Raw genomic sequence first — 18,224 nt, 5'->3', positions numbered from 1 at the left:
CTGAGCTTAACTCAAGTTGGCGATCGCTTAAACTTGAGTCGAGAACGAATCCGTCAGCTTGAGCATAAAGCGCTCTCTATTCTTCGCCGTCAAAAAAGTGATATTAAGGAGTACCTTAATTAATTAGATTGATTTCCCGCTCTAGTATCATCGCGGACGTAAAGGTAATATTTCGCTAGGGCAATTATCCTTGTTTTAATCATGAAGATGATGCTCTGGCTATACTATTAGTCAAAAACAAGAAACTATATTTATAAATAGCAACTTAAAAAACTAATCAATGCCCAGCAAAACTATTGAAGTCCGAGAGTACACCGTCAGAGCGCATAAGCGGGAAATTCACACCCGCGTTTTCAACTTCGTATGTAAGCAGTGCGAACAACCCACACAACGAGAAACCTTTGGGGTTCGACCTCTATATTGCGAGAAATGCCGTCCGCCGCAAGCACCCAAGAAATCAGTAGTTCCTCTCAAGAAGAGAAAACCCAGAGCTATGACTTACAAAAGCGGTAAAGACATAGCCGGATGATTTGTTGTCTCAAGGTTATGAGTGAGCGCACGAAAGTAAGTGAAGCAGTGCGCTCATTCGCTTAACCTAACTCAAAGTGGTAAAAAGTAACAAGAATGAATGTCACTCTTGTAAAAGTGAAACATAGTTTGGGCTATCTTGTTGGGGGTAGAGAGTGTAGGCTGAGTGTGTTTAAGGCAATTGAATTTTAGTGCGTCAAGGGATATAAAGTTGTGATGCAAAACCCTAGTTTCTTTGATATACTCCAACAAAAATCTGGGCTTTCTTAGAACAAAACCTAGTTTTGGAGATTAGTGAATCGATGTTGTCGAATAACAAATTATTTGTCGTCGTTAATACATTACTGTAGCTCTACAATGCACGCTGCTAAATTAGGCTGTATCAAAGATTAGCCCATTATACGCATACCATATAAGTTTTTTTTGTCTGCCGTTGTTCTAAAGAATCCAAAGTGTTACAACATAGCTGGGATGCAAATTTTATCAATTTAAAACTTTAACGACATTAATTTGATAACACGACAAAGAAATTGTTATCCGACAGCAATGCCGTAAGTTAAGCAAAAGTAATTAACGCTCTTTCATCACTCTCGGTAAAAAAATTATGGTTGATGACAGGAATTTGTCTCAATGCAATTTGATTTGTTACCATACAATTGCCCCGTTTCAATCCTCTATCACTTTATTAGGTAATTGTCACGCTAGGGGAAACGCTGTTCAGTTCCCTTTTAGCGGTTTCAATCCTCAATCACGTTATTAGGTAATTGTCACCGCAGCCCTTGCAAACCCTGGCAAATACAAGATTTATAATGGATAATCAATAAAAAAAGCTCCTAGTTGATCTAAAACTGAGAGCTAGTAAATTCATTGCTTGATAATTGCAGTATATATTTTTTAATGATTTACGGCAACAAAAGTTATTCTAATTAATTAAGATACTCCAAAATATCACTTTTTTGACGACGAAGAATAGAGAGTGCTTTATATTCAAGCTGGCGAATTCGTTCTCGGCTTAAGTTAAGGCGTTCTCCAATTTGAGTTAAGGTCAGTTGATGGTCATTTTCTAGCCCGAAACGTAGAGTTATTACCTCTCGTTGCATTGGGGTCAGTAATGCTAGCAAGTCTTTAATATTCTGGCGCATCAATGAAGAATTTAATTGTTCCAAAGGGGAAACATTTTCCGAAGCCAAAAGCTCACTTAATTCGGTATCCTGCTGATCGCCGACTCGCATTTCTAAAGATACAGGGAGTTTAGATACTTGAAGATACTCTCGGATTTTTTCTGGCTTGACTTTCAAGGATTCGGCAATTTCTGCCATAGTCGGCTGGCGTCCATTCAATTGTGATAGTTCTTTTTGTACTTTTTTAAGAGAGCTTAGTTTCTCGACAACATGAATCGGAAGGCGAATAGTGCGAGACTTCTCACCAATTGCTCTGGTAATTGCTTGTTTTATCCACCAATAGACATAAGTTGAAAGTTTGTAACCTTGATTTGGGTTAAATTTTTCAATGCCACGGTATAAACCGAGCGTACCTTCCTGGATAAGATCAAGAAATTCCAGATTATTATTCTGGTACTTTTTAGCAACAGAAACTACCAGCCGTAGGTTAGCAGTCACCATTTTTTGCTTTGCTCGTTCCCCCTGGTGAAGAATTGACTCGACTTCGGCTTCAGTTTTACCAAGAGTTACGGCTAATTCTCTTGTAGTTGGTTGTCGGTTTAATCGTTGTGCAAGGCTTACGCGCTCTTGTTCAACCCCAAGCATCAGTTGTATAAGTCGTGCTAACGAGATTTCCTGAGATGGAGTCAGCAGAGGATAGCGAGCAATTTCTTTGAGGTAGGAGCGAACTAAGTCAGTAGTTGGACTGGGCATACTTTCAATTAATGGTGAGGAATATTTTGATTTTCCGTTTGAGTAAAATATTTTAGTAAGAATTCAAGAGTAAGAATTCAGCTATTGTGGATAGTTAAAGAATCAAACAGAGACCAATACTTTTAGGTTAAGAATTTCGGCATGATTTGCACTTACCAAATTTAAGGCATTCAGTCACTTTTTCCTAAGCAGATTTTTGAGCAGAGAAGCTTAACCGAGAGGTATTGAAACAAAGACTTGATAAATATCCTAGTTTTAATAAATCCCTTATATATTCTGGCTTCTGACTCCTGGGTGCTGAATTCTTAGCATATTAAGAAGGAGTAGGTAAAGAATGGCTATGTACAATAGGGTCAGAGCTACATGGTTTAGTCTGTTCAGACGCTGACAGATCGGTTATGGAGAGAGAGCGAATCAACTCCCGAATCACATCAGTAGCAGGTCTAGCTGCCATTGCACAATATCGTTCAAGCTTTTGGCTTTCAACTGATGCAAGATTTAGCGTGATTCGTTTGACAGCCCATTTTTTGTTCATGACTTGACCTAATAATTAAATTTAATAAATTATCTAAACTTACAAGACCAGATGTTAACTACAGCATAGTTGCTGTAAAACCTTTTTAGCACATCTTCTCCAAGGTATTTACTTATAGTCGAAAACTTCATTAATAAACCATTTATATAAAGTTTAGATTTATTTAAAAATTATTTTTATCTTTTATAAATATTGTTAATTCAAGCGCAATTAGAGCCAGCCTAGCAACAGACCTGTAAAAAGTAAGCACTATTAATTGAATCTTGGTTAATACTTTTTTCATACAATTGCATCCAAGATTCATCCGCTCTTTACCCAGAGTTTGAATTAACTAAGTTAAACTTCATATCTCATCGTTCGCGTAATAGGATTTGACTAAGAGGAATTATCCACCAAGCCGCTATAAATATCAGGAGACAGCCCTAGTAAGCTAATAATTTCTTGCTGTAGAAGATTTATTGGTGGTACATAGCCAAAACGTTCACCTCGGACTTCAATAATCGTCAAAGTGAGGTTAGAAAAAGCACGTAATAACCTCTCAGCAGTAGGTTTATTAGTTTGTTTTTTGGGGTTATCAGGATATGACCCAGTAAAAGTTTTGCTCTGTGCTTCCAGTTGTCGTCGGACAACAAACTCGATTAAAGTCAGCAGTCGCAGTGCTAAACTCAGTAAATGAATCAGCCCAGTAACCTGGTATTCACGTTGAACAAACATTCGGGCAATGGAAAGCGATGCACTCTTGAGACGATGAAAACCACGCTCGGCAATCCACTCATCTCGATTACGCCAGTACGGCTTGCTCGATGGATAAGATGCTTAGTGGCGCATTGCTAACAAAAGCTCTCCATCCAAAAGCTTTTTGGGCTTGGGTAATAGCACTTTGGTTACGTGTAATGTTTTTGATTTGATACCTAATTTTCTTGCTACTACGGTTAGGACGATCTGTTGCACGACCACGACCTAAGTAGCTAAACAAAATTAATTACACAAAATTAAGCATAAACCTCCTATCCACGCTAGATCCTCATGTGTAAATAATTATGTGCGATTACTTACATATTTTTCAACAATAGTTTCCTGGCATTCATGCTCGAAGCCAAGTAACCCTTCGACTCGATGTTGGCGAAGAATTTCTGTAGCTTTTTGCAACAAAACCTGTTCGGAACTAATCGTGTTACCTGGTCGCTGGTAACTGATAACTGTTCACTGATTTAAGTACCTCTGCGTTGGGGTCGGTTGGAGGTAAGAGAATTTTTGGCGGTAGTCATCTAAACATGAAACTCTAACTATGATGTTACTTGCTGTATTTTGTGTCATCATTGTGTTAAGTGTAGTAGTATTTTGTCGGCGATTGCATAACTCTATGGCTGCAATCGCCTTTTTGGCTTCCAGTACTAGTAGTTCGCCAAGTGAACTTGGCGGGGTAAAGGGTAAGGGGGAAGGGGGAAAGGTTTTAAATCCCTTAACCTTTCCCCTTTCCCCAGCCCTCACCTAGCATCTTTGGGTTGGCAGACTACTAGTAGTTCGCTTTCGTGATGAAAGCGGGGTAAAGGGTTTAAATCCCTTACCCTTTTCCCTGTCCTCACAAGCGCACTTTTGGGTTGGCAGACTACTAGGAATTTCTTACACCTGTGCGTTCAGATCTGCTGGAGATAGCACAACAGTCATAGAAACCTGAATCTAAAATATGATGTTACTTGCTGTGCTATATGTCATGATTATCTGTAATTGCATATTCTGGGCGATCGCATTTCTCTTGGGGAGAGCAATCACCTTTTTCACTTCAGCAACTAAGCCGCTACTACCGCTCGGACTCCTAACAACGCAATCACTTGTTCTGCGCTCAATGCCACACGATTGAGTCCGTACTGTCTTGGTCTTGTTTTGGTCAAATAATTCGTCGCTCTACAGCCATCCTGACAACGCGTTTAATTAGAATTAAAGTGCAAAACATTCTTCAAAAAATGGATAAAACTTGTTCGCTAACAACTCAAACTTTTCTCCAATACAATCAGGGCGAGCTATTTTATAACCTTTGCCATTGTACCAATCGGGATTCATCGCTGGAGAATAACACAGATAAGCGGTGCCATCTTTGTAGTATCCAGATATAGTTAAGATATTTATTTTAGGTAAATAATTTACTTGAAAATTTCCGACAGTACGGTTTTTACTTTTAAAAGTAATAGCTAAATTAGTGCTAAAAATGTTTTGATAGTCTTTATGTAATGACTTCAAATACATCTGTGATACAACTAAAGCTGCATGAGATTTTCCGATTTTTCGAGCCGATAATTGAAACTCAGTATTGCTAAAAGCTTGTCCAGCAATCTTAGTAATCTCTGTTTGAAAATCTATTTGTACTGTGTAAAGGAGTTGTTCTAAATCTATATTGAGCATTACTTTACCTGGAAACATTCAATCGTTGTTAATAAATATTATGAGATTTCTAGTATTTAAAATATTTGCGGGAATTAGATTCTAATCTAAAAATATTATTTGAGCTTATGTTTGCTCATTGAGGAGATTTAAATTCACTTTCATAAATAGAATTTTAAAAAGTGAAAGTTATTTTCAAAGGTTTAATCACCCGTTGATTTTACTTGATCTAGCGACAGATTCAATCTTTGAAAATAATTAAATAATATTACATTTTTCTGCTCATACTATTGTGTATCCATCAAAGATGATGGTGATTTCAAAGAACTATTGCTAATTCCAAGTTTAGAAAATTAATTATTCATTTCTTCTTCCTATAAATAGTTGCAGACTTTATACCAATTTTGTATGAAGTTGCATAGAATGAAAAGGCTAGAAAGTATGCTTGGCAATCATTCCAGCTTTCTTTAGTTTCATGCAGCTTCACAATAATTTGGTATTAGTACTAATTCAGGCATTAAATATCAAGTTAGTTACTGAGACAAAAAATTAACAAAAATGAAATTGACAAAGCGATTAATCATTAGATCCATAGGATCTAAATTGATATTTATCTTAGATACATACGGCACAATCTGTTTTCCAGAAATACACCAGAAGTAGATCAACTTGCTAGTGCCCAATCTGTTCTTTATTAGCTCACCATCAGCGACGCTTACAGCTTCAGCGACGAGAGACAGATTAGCTCTCGGTCAAACGGGAGTAATGTTTTTCGGTGGTTGCGGCAACTGATCGATGAAGCGCAATTGCTCCGCTTGGTAACATCCCACGTTTTGATTTACTCTGTTTCACGCACGGCAACAGGATTTTTCAACGCTCGTCAGCGGTGATGAGAAGTTTGGCTTGTAACAAGGGTGTAGCTATATCGTTTGTAGCGGACACACTTCGCAAGCAATAGTTTATTGGTCTAATACCAAGCTTGGTGTAAATCAAACCATCCATTCAGTTCACTGTGGAGCATCTGTCACCAGTTGAGCAAATCTGTCTGGGCTGACCTCAATCAACAGATAATTCAAGCCATCCACTCCACCCAATCGGGCGCTTTGGCTATCAGTTGACCAAACTTCTGCGGTTCAATATCTTCAAACTTCAAGATCACGCCCCACCGCTCATCAATCGTTAGAGTACTGAGTAATTCTTTGACTGTATCAATCCCGTGTTCCACTCGCTCAATTGCTAAATGAGCATAATATTTGACCCGTTCCCACCAAGAATCACTGAGTTCTAGCTCTGTGTCCATACCCCCCCGATTATTACTGCCATCTTCATTAATGGGGGGTGTGGACGGAGCATTAATCCCATACTGAGACTTCATTCTAGCTGCATAAGCCGCGTTTCGTTCTTGCTCCTGATGCCGCTTTCTTTCCTTCTCCTCTCTCTGCCTCTGCCGATAATCCAGCACCTTTTGGGCAAACTCAACATCCTCAGTATTGAGCCGATAATACCGAACCCTCTGACCATCTTCAAGCGGTCTTCGTGATTCAGTAGACAATCCGAGTTGTGAAAGATACTGACCTAAAATCCACAAAGCAGACTCCGATAGCGGGATGGTCAGATTAAGAATGCCTTTAACGTGAGATGCATTGCGCTTGGAGAACTCTGCCAAAGCCTGAATCATCGCCTCGTCCCCTTTAATCTCAACCCCAGCCATCAGATCCATCAACACTGCTCTCAGTCCCAGTCGATGACGCATTAACCAAGATGTAGAATGATTGCTCCAGTCAGTGCAAATGGCTAATCGCTCCCGTTCCGATTTATCCCTTTCCACAACAATAGAGGGCGGTGGAACAAACTCCCGTCCCTGATTATCAGTGACTATTTCCCCAGGATCAGCCAATATCGCTTCAAGTGCAACAATCTTTTTAATTAACCGCCCCCCATCATCTTTCTCAACCAGTTCCGGGGTTACGCTCATCCCGTAAGTGTCTTGTATGCGAAACTTCTCGCACTCCAAAACTTCCTCCGGCTTGAGATAATCCTGATGCTGCCTGCTGTTGTAAGTTCTTCTGTCAATATCTTTGGCATTTGCCACCTTGCGATAATGCTCCTCATCGATGGCAATACCAGCCGCCTTCATCCACCGGGAAGTTCCTTCATCACCACCATTGCCCAAAGGAATAATCGTATTCCCCATCTCAAAAAGGAGCGATCGCAGATCAGCCCGAAGATTATTAATCGACCAATTGCGCTGTGCTTCAATTTGGCAAGAGGCATCCAATGCCCAATCCTTCTCTGCACCACGTCTGCCTGTCTCGCGGTTAATGCGAATCAGAAAGGCAGTCATTTCATTCTTCTGGAGAATCTTTTCCTTGATGCGACGGGCATTGGTTTCGGCGTAACCAAAAGGAGGACGAGGAGCCACCCAAACATACATGGGGACATCTGGACGATACCGCCATAATTGTTGAGCGCATTCTGTAGCCGACTGCGAGACAGCATGAAATACACCAAACACAGCATCGAAATGATAGCTGGAAATATCAACCCCTGAACTGAGACTGGGAGTAATTAAAAAAGCGTCAATATCCTTAATGGCAATGTTAATCTCTGTAATGAAAATCACATTCTCCTCAGAGCCACTATTCTCGGAGTGAATAGCCCATACTCGTAACTTGCGGTCTTCGGCTGATTCCGGTGTATCATCAGCGTCATCAATTGCTGAACCATCATTGAGCGCTCGTTCCAGTTTTTTGATAAACCGCTTGCTGTCGCTGACCATCATCAATTTTTTACCCAGCATCAATTGAGCATGAAACTCGGCAACAATAGCGCTACTGTTTTTCCCCTCGTACCAATAAACTTGACGACCACCTGAACGATATTCGTTTTTGATGATGTAGGGTTTTTCATCCGTCGGTCGCATTCGCATGAAAAACTCGATAGTCAAATCATCCAAGTGAGCATCTGCCAACACTACCAGCTTGGCATTGTAAACCAGATACTCCAGCACTTCCAGGATAGCCCCTCGGTGTTCCTTGCAGGTTTTAGACTTGAGCAAGTGAGCGAGATACTGGCAGGCTTCATCAATAAATAAAATGTCGTAAGCCTGTAAATCATTCGCCATCTTATACAATGAGTCTACAGTGATACTCAGTGCTTTGACTTTAGCCCAGTCACCGCAAGAGATAGCTGAGTACATTGCTGTTTGCAGGCGATCGCTGAGGTTCTTCAGTAAAGTCACCCGATGCCCATTATTCAAAAAGCTCAAGTCTGGGTTATCTCTTCTAATCATTGCCAAGATTTCAGTCTTGCCAGTACCCATATCAGAAGCCAAACCAACTAACCCCGATTGAGGCAGTGAGCGGATGACGGTGGAGAGATAGCGAGTATTAACGATAATATTAGGTTTGAATTTGTGAAGCCCCCTGGCACGATTCACGAAAAATCTTTGGTTTAACTCGCTGACTCTCAAGGCATCAGCAATCATGGTGGACACTGCTTTGTCTGCTTTTTTCCCCAGAGCCACAACCCAATCGTCAATTCCTTTTTCTGGGCCGGGCAGCAGCGCCACTTCACATTGGCACGCAATTTGGAGAATAACTTGACAGGTACGGCGAGTAGCACTAAAAACTTGCTGTTTGGTTTTGGGTTTGCTTTCGTAGTCGAAGAGGATAACGAATTTGCGACCCTTTTGAGCCATTGGGACTAAATCAGGGTGCAGGTATTCCAAGTCTTCCTTGCCCACGCGACCGTTCCAGATTCCAGGAAGTGCGATCGCTACATACCCCAAAGTCAGAAGACAAGCAGCCTTCTTCTCGCCCTCCGTAAGGCATACAGGGATTTCAGGGTGTGCCATGACCCAAGCCCAAAAACCTAACGCTTCACCATTTTCGGTAACGGTGATTAGTTCTGGCATTGGCACGTCATACCGCAGGGCTATCAACCGCCAAATGTGCAGAGGGACTCTTAGATACGTGACACGATTGGGAGTTTTGGGGGGTGACTCGTATTTAACGGGCTTTTGAGTTTGTTCAAGGGTTGTTTTATCCCATTCCAAACGAGGATAATCTGGTTTCATGCGTCCCCAGTCCATCGGTAGCCAATTATTGAGGGGGTCGAGTCCACTAACCCACCATGCGCCCGATTCTACATGGGCATATCTTTTCAAATACCCATCACGCAATCGCCCATCGTTGCGTCTGGCAGTTTGGGGCAGAGCGTATAAAAGGTATTCGTATACTTCCGAACCATTTAAAGAGCGGACATTTAGGGCAGTGAGTTTGGGGTCAACGGCGGAATTAACTACCCATTCATGCCAGTGGTTGGGAGCTAATTCACTGTTCGGATTCTGATGTATATCAATTGTGTGGCTCAAATGAACAGCATCATTTTGGTTCGAGGAGTCACGTAAATTTAGATAATACTTTGGTAATTCATAATGAGAATTGATGAAGTGATTTTTAGGTACAGTTTTGAAATCAGTTTGTTTTTTGAAAACTTGTTTTGAGGTTGGTTCAGAAGTATTGGGTATTTTAGGTAAGCCATAATTAGGATCTAATAACCGACGACGTTTTGCTTCTCCCATGATTTGACTCCTTTTTGAGGGAATGAAATAGTACAAACAAACTAAGAAGTTGTGATTGTAGATGACTTAGAAAAAATCAATTGCACGAAAAATTGATGCTGTCAGCCAGTGAATCTGATATAGAATCAGGGTTGACAGCTTTTTTGAAGTGCTATTGTTTATCCAACAGAATTCAGGAGTCAGGAGTCAAAATTCAGCAATGTTTTCTGATCGAAAAAGCGGATGAATAATAGGGTTTAAAACCCCCACCAAATCTACAATTTGGTGGTCAACAAGACCTGCGTCGGTCTGAATCCCCGACTGATTGATTCTGACTCCTGAATTCTGACTTCTGAATTCTTCTTCAACTGCTCAGATTGAAAAAATCAGAATTATCTGCTTCCGCCTGTGTGTGGTCGGAATGTGAGATTAATTCGCGTGCTAACGACTTTATTGGTTTTAGGAACCTGATGCAGATGAGTAGACTGGCAACCTGGGTGCATCACAAGCAAACTGCCGTGTTCCAACCAAAAATCAGTAGGTTTGCCATTTCTCGGTTTGATTTGGAATTTGCGACATGACCCCAGGCTTATGGAAGCGATCGCAGGGTTAGATCCCATCGATGGTTCATTGTCAGCATGCCAACCAATCGAATCCTGTCCACTGCGGTATTGATTACCGATGACTATGCGGAACTTATAACCAGTTAGCGCAGTGATTCTGTCTCGTAACTTAGCCAGATTGTCTGTCCAAGTCAGAGGTTTCAAAAATACGCTGTTCGAGTATAGGTAATCACAGCCGTAGTCCCCGTAAATGCACTCCAGACGGGGAACAGGAATTGTTTTACCCGCGATTCTGATTTGGTTCTGCTGCCACTCCAGTTGTAAACAGTGTTGGTAGAGTTCGTTTGCTTGTTCAAGAGTTAAGAAATCGGGGTAATAAGCGATGGGTAAAACTGGGGTTGATTCCTGAAACAAATTGAGTTGTTGCATGGTACTTTTCTCCCATTCAAGAAAGTATTCTGAAGATAATTGCTGTCAGTTTTGACTAGTAGAGAAAACCTCAATCAATACACTTTGTGGATACAAACCAACTTTTCCAAAACGTGGATCATGAATACGTTCTATTTCTATGCCCTGCTTACGACACAATGCACTTACCTTTCTACCTTTAGTACCGGCTTCTTTCACCGATATTTCTAAACCTTGAAGATTGGCGAATCCAACAACACTATATTTATGACCGCATGGGGTGTTTACTCTGTCTTGCTCAACTTCAACGGCTTTTAGTCGGTGCAAAATTTCGGTCTGTTGCTGCTGCTGTTGGAGTAAATGCTGTTCTTGCTCTGCCAAGTGTTTAGCTAGAGCGGCGAGTAACTGTATTTGAGTCATCGCTGTTTCGCTATTTGAGGCGGGTTTAGTCCAGCCCAATTTATCTTGAATCCATGCTCGAATGCCGATAGTGTTGAATGAACGGCATACCAGTCTGGCTTGTTTAGTGCAGTATCGCCCAGCCTCGTAAGCGTAGTACTCTAGGATAATTGCGATCGCCATATCAGGGATACCGATGGTTCTCCACTCTCGAAGTTCACCAGTCTCAAACCCTTGCATGATAATGCTTTGAGCTAATTTAGTCGGTTTTAGTTCACCACTTTGAAGATGATTAATGATTGCAGCGTGGTCTACTCCAGCTAGCCTTGCAGTTGCTCGAATACTGGCTTTAGCCTGACCATTAGCGTCAACTTCAATCTCTTCTTTAATCTGTTCGATGATTTGGCTGATTTCAATTTGCGACATAATTTTTCGTTGTGTAATTAGAAAGAATTAAACATTTACCCGCACCAAACTTTTCTCACCAACTAATGAGAAACGATTCAATATAGTTGGTGTCTTAATTAATGTTGGCGACATCAATTCAACAAGGTAAAACCAAGAATTATGCACCAGTGCAATCCCCAAAATCAGCCGTTGTTTTGTTCCCTTGTCGTGAGAACAGAGGATTACTCTTTCGCCCAAAACGGAAGCAGGTTTTTGCACAGTGATGCTTTCTAATTCTCCAGTTGCGATGATTTGGTTTTGTGTAGCGTGGAGGATTTCTTTTCCGCAATCAATTGAATAAATCCAACATTCGTGTTTCCATTGCATTCCACAGCAATAACCGAACGTTCTTGTTGTGCGGAGAAAAACTCTCTCCAGTAAATTAACTGCAACAGGTGGAATTGTTTGTCCCCAAGGTGGGGAGAGATACCAGCTTGTTTGAAGTGCGTTAATATGTTCAATCATGCTTTTCTCCCCAATAAGTAATTAATGGCTTCGCACTCAATAGAGGCAATACGCTTTTTTAGATGTTGTGGAGGATTGTCAAAAAAGTTTTTGAGATGCCATCGACGAACTTGATAACGCTTAGAAGAACGGCGGCTAGTTTTCAACCAACCACGGCGCACCCAACCAGAAACGGTGGTGGAATGCACACACAGAACACGGGCGATTTCAGCACTGCTATAGTTATCGAGAAAGGGGCTTGTAGAATAACCTAAAGCCCAAAGTTTAGTAGCGATAGCAATGGTCGTGCGGAAATAGCCATGTCTTTTTAAGATTGAAGCTATTTGCTTAGGGGTATAAAGTTCAGCCTTAGCTTCAATGATTCCGAGTTCTTCGTCAGTCCATTTGGGATTCATTTATTACCTCCAATGTTTATGCAGACTTAGGAGAAGATTTTTTTTTGAACAATTCGAGCGCTGATAGATTCAAAATCCACTTGAAAGATGTTCATATCTGTGGACATTTCCCCAGTGTTGTAGCGGTCTACGATGTGCTGCCTGATTGCGGATTGATTCAGCCCATCAGGGATATCGATGTGCGCTTCACTGATGATTTTTTCAACTACTGTAACGATGACTCTCATGGTTTAATTCCTATCTGATTAATTGAGGATTCAGAAATCACAATTATTCTGCATTCTGAATCCTGACTTCTGATTTACACTGCTCCAGCTTTTGCAGTTTGCAACTGTTGCATCCATGCGTTGATTGCCGTTAATTCATCCGCACCGCTAACAACAGCATCAACAACAAGATTTTGATAAGAAGATTCAGCATGATTGGGATACTCGCACTTGTCTGCTGCCCAAGCCAAACACATTGTTTTTACCAGTTCATTAATCTTGCTAATATGAAGTAGACTTGGGCGGTCAACATCCTGAAATTGCAACCACTCTTTGACTAAATCAAGGGGATAATCAAGCAAAGTACGAATATTTTTGATTCGTAAATCTTGAGGATGTACCGCTTGAGGGACTATACTAAGTTTTGGCGTGGATGGAGTAGTTGAGGAATTCCCAGCTAATAAAATTTGAATGTCATGAATGATTGTTGCCCAATCTAAATCTCTACTCCATTCTCTGTAAATCTTGGTCTTACTTGTAGCATCGTAAAGATTACAGAAAACTGTGTTCTCGTCGCCAGCATTAGCAACAATAATCAGTGGCTTGGAAAAATCTTGAACTAATGAGGCAGCTAAAAAGAAACTTTTGGCGAAATTGGTTTCAACACCGGTTCTTATGACGTAAAGTTCATCAGCACTGACAACAATATCCAGCTTTAGATTGTCTTTGCCTTTAAATTCTTTAGTCGTTAGGCGGAGTTCTGACAAGTACCCAGTTAACGCCCTTTGAGGAACTGAGATTTTCTTATCCTGGCTGATATTGAACTTGTACCAAACGTAAGATTCGCCATCTACTTCTCCCTGATTGACATATAAATAGATGGGTTCTGGAGGGTTGCATAAACCTAGTTTGATTTCAGTAACCATATTTTGTTGACCTATGCAATAATTAGTGGTTTGTAGCGTAAATTTCAGTGCTTTACGATTGCTTGAATATCAGCTTTTCTTCAAGCAATCGCTTCTTTACTAAAGAGAAGTCTCTCGACTCCGTTCTAATTCGCATTCCAAATAAGTGAGCGCAGTGCTAGCATCAGCAATGTTTAAATCAGGTTGATATCCCTCGTTCAACAGTTGTCTGTAGTCTGAGTGCGTAGCAATTTCAGATATCAGAGTTTGGGCTTGTTCAACTAATTGGTTGAGGCTGGGGCTAGATATTTGAATGCCCAGCCATGAACATAAATCCTCCGCTTTAACCCCGAATGTTCCTGGTTCAATTTCGGTTTCTAACTCTTCAAGCAGAGATTGAAAATTCGGGTGTTCATCGTTAAGTTCAATCTCAAATAAATCTGCGCTCTTTGTAACGACGGTTGCCCAATCTGGTAAAGTCTGTGGAATGGTCTTTGCGTAAAGTTTCATGATTGTGTCCTTTGGGATTAATAACCTAAAAATCTTCGGCAATCTCTAACAAAAAACCGCGTCCTGTGTTCTGCACTTTTACTAGCTCTTTATCCAGCAGAGTTTGAATAACTGAATTTGAAACTTGACATTGGAGAGAGTGCAGAGGAACACAACCGCCACAAAGTTGAAGTAAACGCAGTAAATGATTAGCTCTACGGTCAAAACTGTTTGTAGAATTAGCCATTTTTTGCACCTTGAGTTAATACGGTTAACTGTCGGTTGAGAATGCTTATTTGTTGTTGATAAAAGTCAATCTCTGCGGTAATTTGCGTGAACAATTCCTGGGGAGAGAGCGGTTGAATTTGATTCTCTTGCAAGTAAGATATCTCGTCAGAAATTTTATTAGGCATCAGCACATAGCGCCAACCATCATCAAATTGTTCAGCCAACTCTGTACCAGAGGGATAGTAGTAAAGTCCTAGAATCGTGCCTTGTTCTGTACGCTGATCCAAAGTAAAGCGAGGGTAGCCCCAGTATTGGGGAATGGATATTGTGGCTTGCATATTGATTGGTGGGTGAATGAAGGGAAATAATCAGTGAGCAGTTACCAGTTATCCGTTAACAGTGTCGAATCTTGATAACTGTTAACTGATAACTGTTTGAATTACGCTGTGACTAACTCCGCTCTCTCCAGCAGCTGTTGCAATTTATCGCCAGTTAGCTGTTCTAAGGGTTGCTCTAAAAAATATTCATCAAAAATGGATTTACCATCAGTAGACACGTTCACCATCGACAGCGATTGAACTGCTGACATTGCAGAATCACAGAGTATGCGCTGGGTTTCGTCTGCTGCGCGTGTGAACCACCAGCCAGTGTCAGTCTGTCCTACTTCGCCTAATTTCTCGTCATTCTGGTAAATGCCATCATTCAGGATTTCAAAGCCGTATTTCTGGCATTCGTTGAAAATCTGCGCCATGACTTCGTTACCAGTGGTAGAAGAGGACAAGGAGCAGGGAGCAGGGAGCGTGGGAGAGAATCTTTCCCCCCTGCCCCCTGCACCCTGCCCCTCTGCTTCTTCTTGCACAGGTAATGAGCCGTCTTTGTAGTGAGTGCAGATGAAGCGATCGCAACGCATTAGAGTGTTGGCACGAAATACTTCTTTATCGTTGACGATGACTACCCAGCGTTGGGTTAAGTGGTTGCCGTCATGGCTGATGCTGGCTACCAGTTTATCATCAGCGTAATATTCGTGATGATCAAACGAGATTTCGACTATTGTGAGGGGTTCGGGGGCTATGGCTTGAGCTTGGTCGGCGATGTAGCTGTCGAGTTCGGCTTGGGCGATGGCTTGCTTGTCGGGGGCAGCAGGGGCGATTTTCTGAATCTTGCTGGCTTGATATTCCGCGATCGCAGTAATCCAAGAATCTTTACAGCGTTTGTCGCTTACTTCGACTGTGCAGCCGATTTCGCTGTAGATTTGCTTGAGTCGGGCAATCGATTTCAGTTGCAGCTGTTGATGGCTGTAGATATTGTAAGTCATAATAAATCAGTTCCTAACGGGACGGAAAGCGCTTCAGATTGGTAGTCGGGGCGCTTTCTTTATAATATTAATCCTATAATATTATTATAATAATGTCAATATATGTGTAATGTTACAATATTAATATTGCTCTAATGCGTTGTATAAAGGAGGCGTTACATGTCACAAAATCAACTATTAATGAAGGTAGGCTGGGAAATAGATGTTCCTGAGTTGGGGCAACGCATCCGAGATGCAAGACATGAGTCAGGTCGTACTATTACTCAATTGGCAGCTGAGGCTGACATTTCTGTTGCCAATTGGTATGCAATTGAGCAAGAGCGGATAAAAGTATTGCCACTGCCTACGCTAAGACGAATTGAGCAGGTTTTAGGCATTGAGTTTGGGGTGCAACCGTGATTAGAGCAAAGATGATTGACCCTTAGACCATCAATCTTCTTGCTCTCCCCTCTGTTTTATTAGAGAAGGAACCGGAGTTTCCAACCACGCCCAAAATATACGTTGCAATTGACCGCAAAAAAATATTGTCGAACTAGAGGTGGAAATATGAATAGTCCACCTTCTAGACGCAAAAAAGCCGCTCCTCCCGCATCTACCGATTCAACAAACGAGGATGTCTCCCAACAACTAGATCCAGGTTCAGCAACGATTACAGTTACTGCTGTTGAAGTAACAGAGTTGACCCAGGAGGAGCAAAGCGATCGCCTGCACTTGGAGAGGAAAGTAGAGAGGGCATTTTTTGAAGCAGGCAAAGCTTTAATAGAATTACGCGATGGGCTTCGCCCCGCCGTAGGCGATCGCAGGTTGTACCGCTCCACGCACAAAACCTTTGATGAGTACTGTTTAGACAGGTTTGGCTACAATCGTTCCCGTTCTTACCAGTTAGTTGATGCGGCAGTTGTTGTGGACAACTTGCAAAAATGTCCACAAATTGTGGACATTTTGCCGACAGCAGAGGGGCAAGTTCGACCCATGACAAAGCTTGAACCCCAGGATCAGCAGGAAGTGTGGCTAACAGCAGTAGAACTTGCTGGCGGCAAAGTGCCAACTGGTAGAATCGTCAAAGATGTTGTGCAGCGCATCATGGAAAGGACAAAAGTACTCAATACCTACCAAATCGGCGAAGTGTGCCAAATCCTTGTTAAAGACAATCCCGATCTGAGAGGCAGAGGTGGCTGTTGGGCAATTGTCAGCGCAGTGAATGACTTTAGTTGCAGCGTGAGAATGTGGGATGGCGAACATACGGTTGGCTTGCAACATCTGAAGTCTTACGATTACTTGCCTGCTGAATGTGAGCAGATGCAGTTAATCAGCGATCACATTACACGGGTGTATTCCGATTCGCTTGAGGAGACAGTCAAAAGTTTGTTGCAGTTATTGGGGAAGGTAAATCGGCCTTATCTTACTGCTGTGGAAGAGAAGCTGTTGAAGCTTCTGGAGTTGGAGTATGGGAGAATACCCTAAACAATTTTGGCAATTTGGCATCCAATGGCTTTGGGTTGCAGTTTCAATGGAGTTAGCAACACGACGGGACAGTGAAGAAGTTGTACGAGGGAAAAGATAAAACTTCCCGCTTCAAGACATCCAGCCGGAGCCAGTTGTTTAATTGAGTGCTGTAGAACCCCTCTAGATGATTTATATAGCACTCAACAGAGTTCAGTTCCCACTCTACAACTGGCTAGAAATGAACAAAACTCAATAGAATCTCAGAAGATGTAGATAACTGGCATTTCTCTAAGAGCGATGCCTGCTTTGGGCTACGCTTACGCATCAGTAGATTGCAAAACCGCGAAAATTTGGAAAATGCCCCAAGTGCTGTGTTGAAGTACTTGGGGAAGTTGAAGCGACCGTATTTGACGGAGGTAGAAGAGAAGGTGTTAGGTTTGATTGAGAAAGAATATGGAATTGATGATAGATTTGGCTTTGAGCTAAATAATGGTTATGACCGTAACTACTTATAAATGGACAATTAAACGTTATCACCAGGCAATAGAGGCAGGTATCTTTGATGACCAGTCCATTGAACTATTGCGTGGCGACTTGATTGTTATGCCCCCAGAACGAGAACCTCACGCCTACTACAACACAGAAGCAGCTGATTATCTTCGCACACTGCTTGGTGAACGGGTAAAAATCCGCGATGCCAAACCGATTACCTTACCCAACGATTCAGAACCTGCTCCCGACGTTGCGATTGTCAAACCTTTAGGTGAGGTCTACTTAGAACACCATCCTTACCCAGAAGATATCTTTTGGGTTATTGAATTTTCCAAAGCCACCCTGAGCAAAGATTTAGGTGAGAAAAAAGATATTTATGCTGAGGCTGGTATTGTTGAATACTGGGTTGTCAACCTGAAGACTCCGCAGTTAAAAGTATTTCGTGACCTAAAAAATGGGGAATACAAAACCGAACTGACATTAACCACAGGTACTATTTCACCCTTAGCCTTTCCTAATGTATCTGTCCAAGTTCAGCGCCTTATAAGTAAGACGTAGTGCAACGCATAATTGAAAGAACGAAAGT

At 41.7% G+C, this 18,224-nt stretch carries 20 protein-coding genes and 1 pseudogene; 6 read left to right on the top strand and 15 right to left on the bottom strand.

Annotated elements, in window-relative coordinates:
• Together H6G97_RS23415 and H6G97_RS23410 are read left to right on the top strand one after the other, a co-directional pair.
• Positions 1 to 123, top strand: a 123-nt coding sequence (locus H6G97_RS23415; protein WP_277883324.1) for a sigma factor-like helix-turn-helix DNA-binding protein, incomplete at its 5' end; no start/stop codon positions are given.
• Positions 124 to 280: 157 nt separating this feature from the next.
• Positions 281 to 529, top strand: coding sequence for a hypothetical protein (locus H6G97_RS23410; protein ID WP_190943031.1), 249 nt, complete (start codon positions 281 to 283; stop codon positions 527 to 529).
• Between the two features lie 925 nt (positions 530 to 1,454).
• Here H6G97_RS23410 and H6G97_RS23405 read toward each other — a convergent pair.
• From H6G97_RS23405 to H6G97_RS23330, 15 genes and pseudogenes are all read right to left on the bottom strand, one after another.
• On the bottom strand, positions 1,455 to 2,402 hold the full coding sequence (locus H6G97_RS23405) for an RNA polymerase sigma factor, RpoD/SigA family (protein WP_190943030.1): 948 nt from the start codon (positions 2,400 to 2,402) through the stop codon (positions 1,455 to 1,457).
• A gap of 313 nt (positions 2,403 to 2,715) precedes the next feature.
• The gene (locus H6G97_RS23400; RefSeq protein ID WP_190943029.1) at positions 2,716 to 2,937 is read right to left on the bottom strand and encodes a CopG family transcriptional regulator; all 222 of its coding nucleotides are present in this window, start codon (positions 2,935 to 2,937) and stop codon (positions 2,716 to 2,718) included.
• Between the two features lie 375 nt (positions 2,938 to 3,312).
• Positions 3,313 to 3,904: pseudogene (locus H6G97_RS56055) on the bottom strand (IS1634 family transposase); the annotation flags it as partial.
• Between the two features lie 971 nt (positions 3,905 to 4,875).
• Positions 4,876 to 5,355 carry a hypothetical protein gene (locus H6G97_RS23385; RefSeq protein WP_190943026.1) on the bottom strand — a complete coding sequence of 160 codons (480 nt, stop codon included), beginning with the start codon at positions 5,353 to 5,355 and terminating at the stop codon, positions 4,876 to 4,878.
• A 1,033-nt stretch (positions 5,356 to 6,388) separates the two neighbouring features.
• Positions 6,389 to 9,901 (bottom strand): plasmid replication protein, CyRepA1 family, encoded by a 3,513-nt coding sequence (locus H6G97_RS23380; protein WP_190943025.1) that lies wholly within the window; start codon positions 9,899 to 9,901, stop codon positions 6,389 to 6,391.
• Between the two features lie 371 nt (positions 9,902 to 10,272).
• A complete protein-coding gene (locus H6G97_RS23375) occupies positions 10,273 to 10,872 on the bottom strand; it encodes an alpha-ketoglutarate-dependent dioxygenase AlkB family protein (protein ID WP_190943024.1) in 600 nt (199 codons plus the stop codon).
• A 45-nt stretch (positions 10,873 to 10,917) separates the two neighbouring features.
• Positions 10,918 to 11,676, bottom strand: coding sequence for a hypothetical protein (locus H6G97_RS23370; protein ID WP_190943023.1), 759 nt, complete (start codon positions 11,674 to 11,676; stop codon positions 10,918 to 10,920).
• A 27-nt stretch (positions 11,677 to 11,703) separates the two neighbouring features.
• Entirely contained in the window at positions 11,704 to 12,162 is a 459-nt protein-coding gene (locus tag H6G97_RS23365; protein ID WP_190943022.1) for a DUF1392 domain-containing protein, read from the bottom strand.
• On the bottom strand, positions 12,159 to 12,557 hold the full coding sequence (locus H6G97_RS23360; protein WP_190943021.1) for a MerR family transcriptional regulator: 399 nt from the start codon (positions 12,555 to 12,557) through the stop codon (positions 12,159 to 12,161). The genes H6G97_RS23365 and H6G97_RS23360 overlap by 4 nt, the downstream gene beginning before the upstream one ends.
• Before the next feature lie 26 nt (positions 12,558 to 12,583).
• Positions 12,584 to 12,784 carry a hypothetical protein gene (locus H6G97_RS23355; protein ID WP_190943020.1) on the bottom strand — a complete coding sequence of 67 codons (201 nt, stop codon included), beginning with the start codon at positions 12,782 to 12,784 and terminating at the stop codon, positions 12,584 to 12,586.
• Positions 12,785 to 12,858: 74 nt separating this feature from the next.
• Entirely contained in the window at positions 12,859 to 13,689 is an 831-nt protein-coding gene (locus H6G97_RS23350; protein WP_190943019.1) for a hypothetical protein, read from the bottom strand.
• A 99-nt stretch (positions 13,690 to 13,788) separates the two neighbouring features.
• On the bottom strand, positions 13,789 to 14,178 hold the full coding sequence (locus H6G97_RS52830) for a hypothetical protein (protein ID WP_242055140.1): 390 nt from the start codon (positions 14,176 to 14,178) through the stop codon (positions 13,789 to 13,791).
• A 25-nt stretch (positions 14,179 to 14,203) separates the two neighbouring features.
• Positions 14,204 to 14,404, bottom strand: a complete 201-nt coding sequence (locus H6G97_RS23340) for a hypothetical protein (RefSeq protein WP_190943018.1) — start codon at positions 14,402 to 14,404, stop codon at positions 14,204 to 14,206.
• Entirely contained in the window at positions 14,397 to 14,723 is a 327-nt protein-coding gene (locus tag H6G97_RS23335) for a hypothetical protein (RefSeq protein WP_190943017.1), read from the bottom strand. Before H6G97_RS23335 ends, H6G97_RS23340 begins: the two co-directional genes overlap by 8 nt.
• A gap of 101 nt (positions 14,724 to 14,824) precedes the next feature.
• Positions 14,825 to 15,700, bottom strand: coding sequence for a hypothetical protein (locus H6G97_RS23330; RefSeq protein WP_190943016.1), 876 nt, complete (start codon positions 15,698 to 15,700; stop codon positions 14,825 to 14,827).
• Between the two features lie 159 nt (positions 15,701 to 15,859).
• Between H6G97_RS23330 and H6G97_RS23325 the strand changes: the two genes are divergently transcribed.
• The 4 genes from H6G97_RS23325 to H6G97_RS23310 all read left to right on the top strand — a co-directional run bounded on the left by H6G97_RS23325 (position 15,860) and on the right by H6G97_RS23310 (position 18,196).
• Complete coding sequence (locus H6G97_RS23325; RefSeq protein ID WP_225892625.1) at positions 15,860 to 16,099, top strand: helix-turn-helix domain-containing protein; 240 nt, start codon at positions 15,860 to 15,862, stop codon at positions 16,097 to 16,099.
• Positions 16,100 to 16,246: 147 nt separating this feature from the next.
• Positions 16,247 to 17,164 (top strand): hypothetical protein, encoded by a 918-nt coding sequence (locus tag H6G97_RS23320; protein ID WP_190943015.1) that lies wholly within the window; start codon positions 16,247 to 16,249, stop codon positions 17,162 to 17,164.
• A gap of 314 nt (positions 17,165 to 17,478) precedes the next feature.
• Positions 17,479 to 17,661, top strand: a complete 183-nt coding sequence (locus H6G97_RS23315; protein WP_199349574.1) for a hypothetical protein — start codon at positions 17,479 to 17,481, stop codon at positions 17,659 to 17,661.
• Complete coding sequence (locus H6G97_RS23310; protein WP_190943014.1) at positions 17,642 to 18,196, top strand: Uma2 family endonuclease; 555 nt, start codon at positions 17,642 to 17,644, stop codon at positions 18,194 to 18,196. Before H6G97_RS23315 ends, H6G97_RS23310 begins: the two co-directional genes overlap by 20 nt.
• Positions 18,197 to 18,224 lie beyond the last annotated feature (28 nt).

It is taken from the genome of Nostoc flagelliforme FACHB-838, assembly GCF_014698065.1.
GTDB lineage: Bacteria > Cyanobacteriota > Cyanobacteriia > Cyanobacteriales > Nostocaceae > Nostoc > Nostoc flagelliforme_B.
The sequence above is the reverse complement of the archived record's forward strand: the minus strand, read 5'-3'. Positions and strand labels throughout refer to the sequence as shown.

Bases quoted from the DNA above. Each gene is read 5' to 3' on its own strand.
- H6G97_RS23410 (WP_190943031.1), top strand. From the start codon at position 281: ATGCCCAGCAAAACTATTGAAGTCCGAGAGTACACCGTCAGAGCGCAT.
- H6G97_RS23405 (WP_190943030.1), bottom strand. From the start codon at position 2,402: ATGCCCAGTCCAACTACTGACTTAGTTCGCTCCTACCTCAAAGAAATT.
- H6G97_RS23400 (WP_190943029.1), bottom strand. From the start codon at position 2,937: ATGAACAAAAAATGGGCTGTCAAACGAATCACGCTAAATCTTGCATCA.
- H6G97_RS23385 (WP_190943026.1), bottom strand. From the start codon at position 5,355: ATGTTTCCAGGTAAAGTAATGCTCAATATAGATTTAGAACAACTCCTT.
- H6G97_RS23380 (WP_190943025.1), bottom strand. From the start codon at position 9,901: ATGGGAGAAGCAAAACGTCGTCGGTTATTAGATCCTAATTATGGCTTA.
- H6G97_RS23375 (WP_190943024.1), bottom strand. From the start codon at position 10,872: ATGCAACAACTCAATTTGTTTCAGGAATCAACCCCAGTTTTACCCATC.
- H6G97_RS23370 (WP_190943023.1), bottom strand. From the start codon at position 11,676: ATGTCGCAAATTGAAATCAGCCAAATCATCGAACAGATTAAAGAAGAG.
- H6G97_RS23365 (WP_190943022.1), bottom strand. From the start codon at position 12,162: ATGATTGAACATATTAACGCACTTCAAACAAGCTGGTATCTCTCCCCA.
- H6G97_RS23360 (WP_190943021.1), bottom strand. From the start codon at position 12,557: ATGAATCCCAAATGGACTGACGAAGAACTCGGAATCATTGAAGCTAAG.
- H6G97_RS23355 (WP_190943020.1), bottom strand. From the start codon at position 12,784: ATGAGAGTCATCGTTACAGTAGTTGAAAAAATCATCAGTGAAGCGCAC.
- H6G97_RS23350 (WP_190943019.1), bottom strand. From the start codon at position 13,689: ATGGTTACTGAAATCAAACTAGGTTTATGCAACCCTCCAGAACCCATC.
- H6G97_RS52830 (WP_242055140.1), bottom strand. From the start codon at position 14,178: ATGAAACTTTACGCAAAGACCATTCCACAGACTTTACCAGATTGGGCA.
- H6G97_RS23340 (WP_190943018.1), bottom strand. From the start codon at position 14,404: ATGGCTAATTCTACAAACAGTTTTGACCGTAGAGCTAATCATTTACTG.
- H6G97_RS23335 (WP_190943017.1), bottom strand. From the start codon at position 14,723: ATGCAAGCCACAATATCCATTCCCCAATACTGGGGCTACCCTCGCTTT.
- H6G97_RS23330 (WP_190943016.1), bottom strand. From the start codon at position 15,700: ATGACTTACAATATCTACAGCCATCAACAGCTGCAACTGAAATCGATT.
- H6G97_RS23325 (WP_225892625.1), top strand. From the start codon at position 15,860: ATGTCACAAAATCAACTATTAATGAAGGTAGGCTGGGAAATAGATGTT.
- H6G97_RS23320 (WP_190943015.1), top strand. From the start codon at position 16,247: ATGAATAGTCCACCTTCTAGACGCAAAAAAGCCGCTCCTCCCGCATCT.
- H6G97_RS23310 (WP_190943014.1), top strand. From the start codon at position 17,642: ATGACCGTAACTACTTATAAATGGACAATTAAACGTTATCACCAGGCA.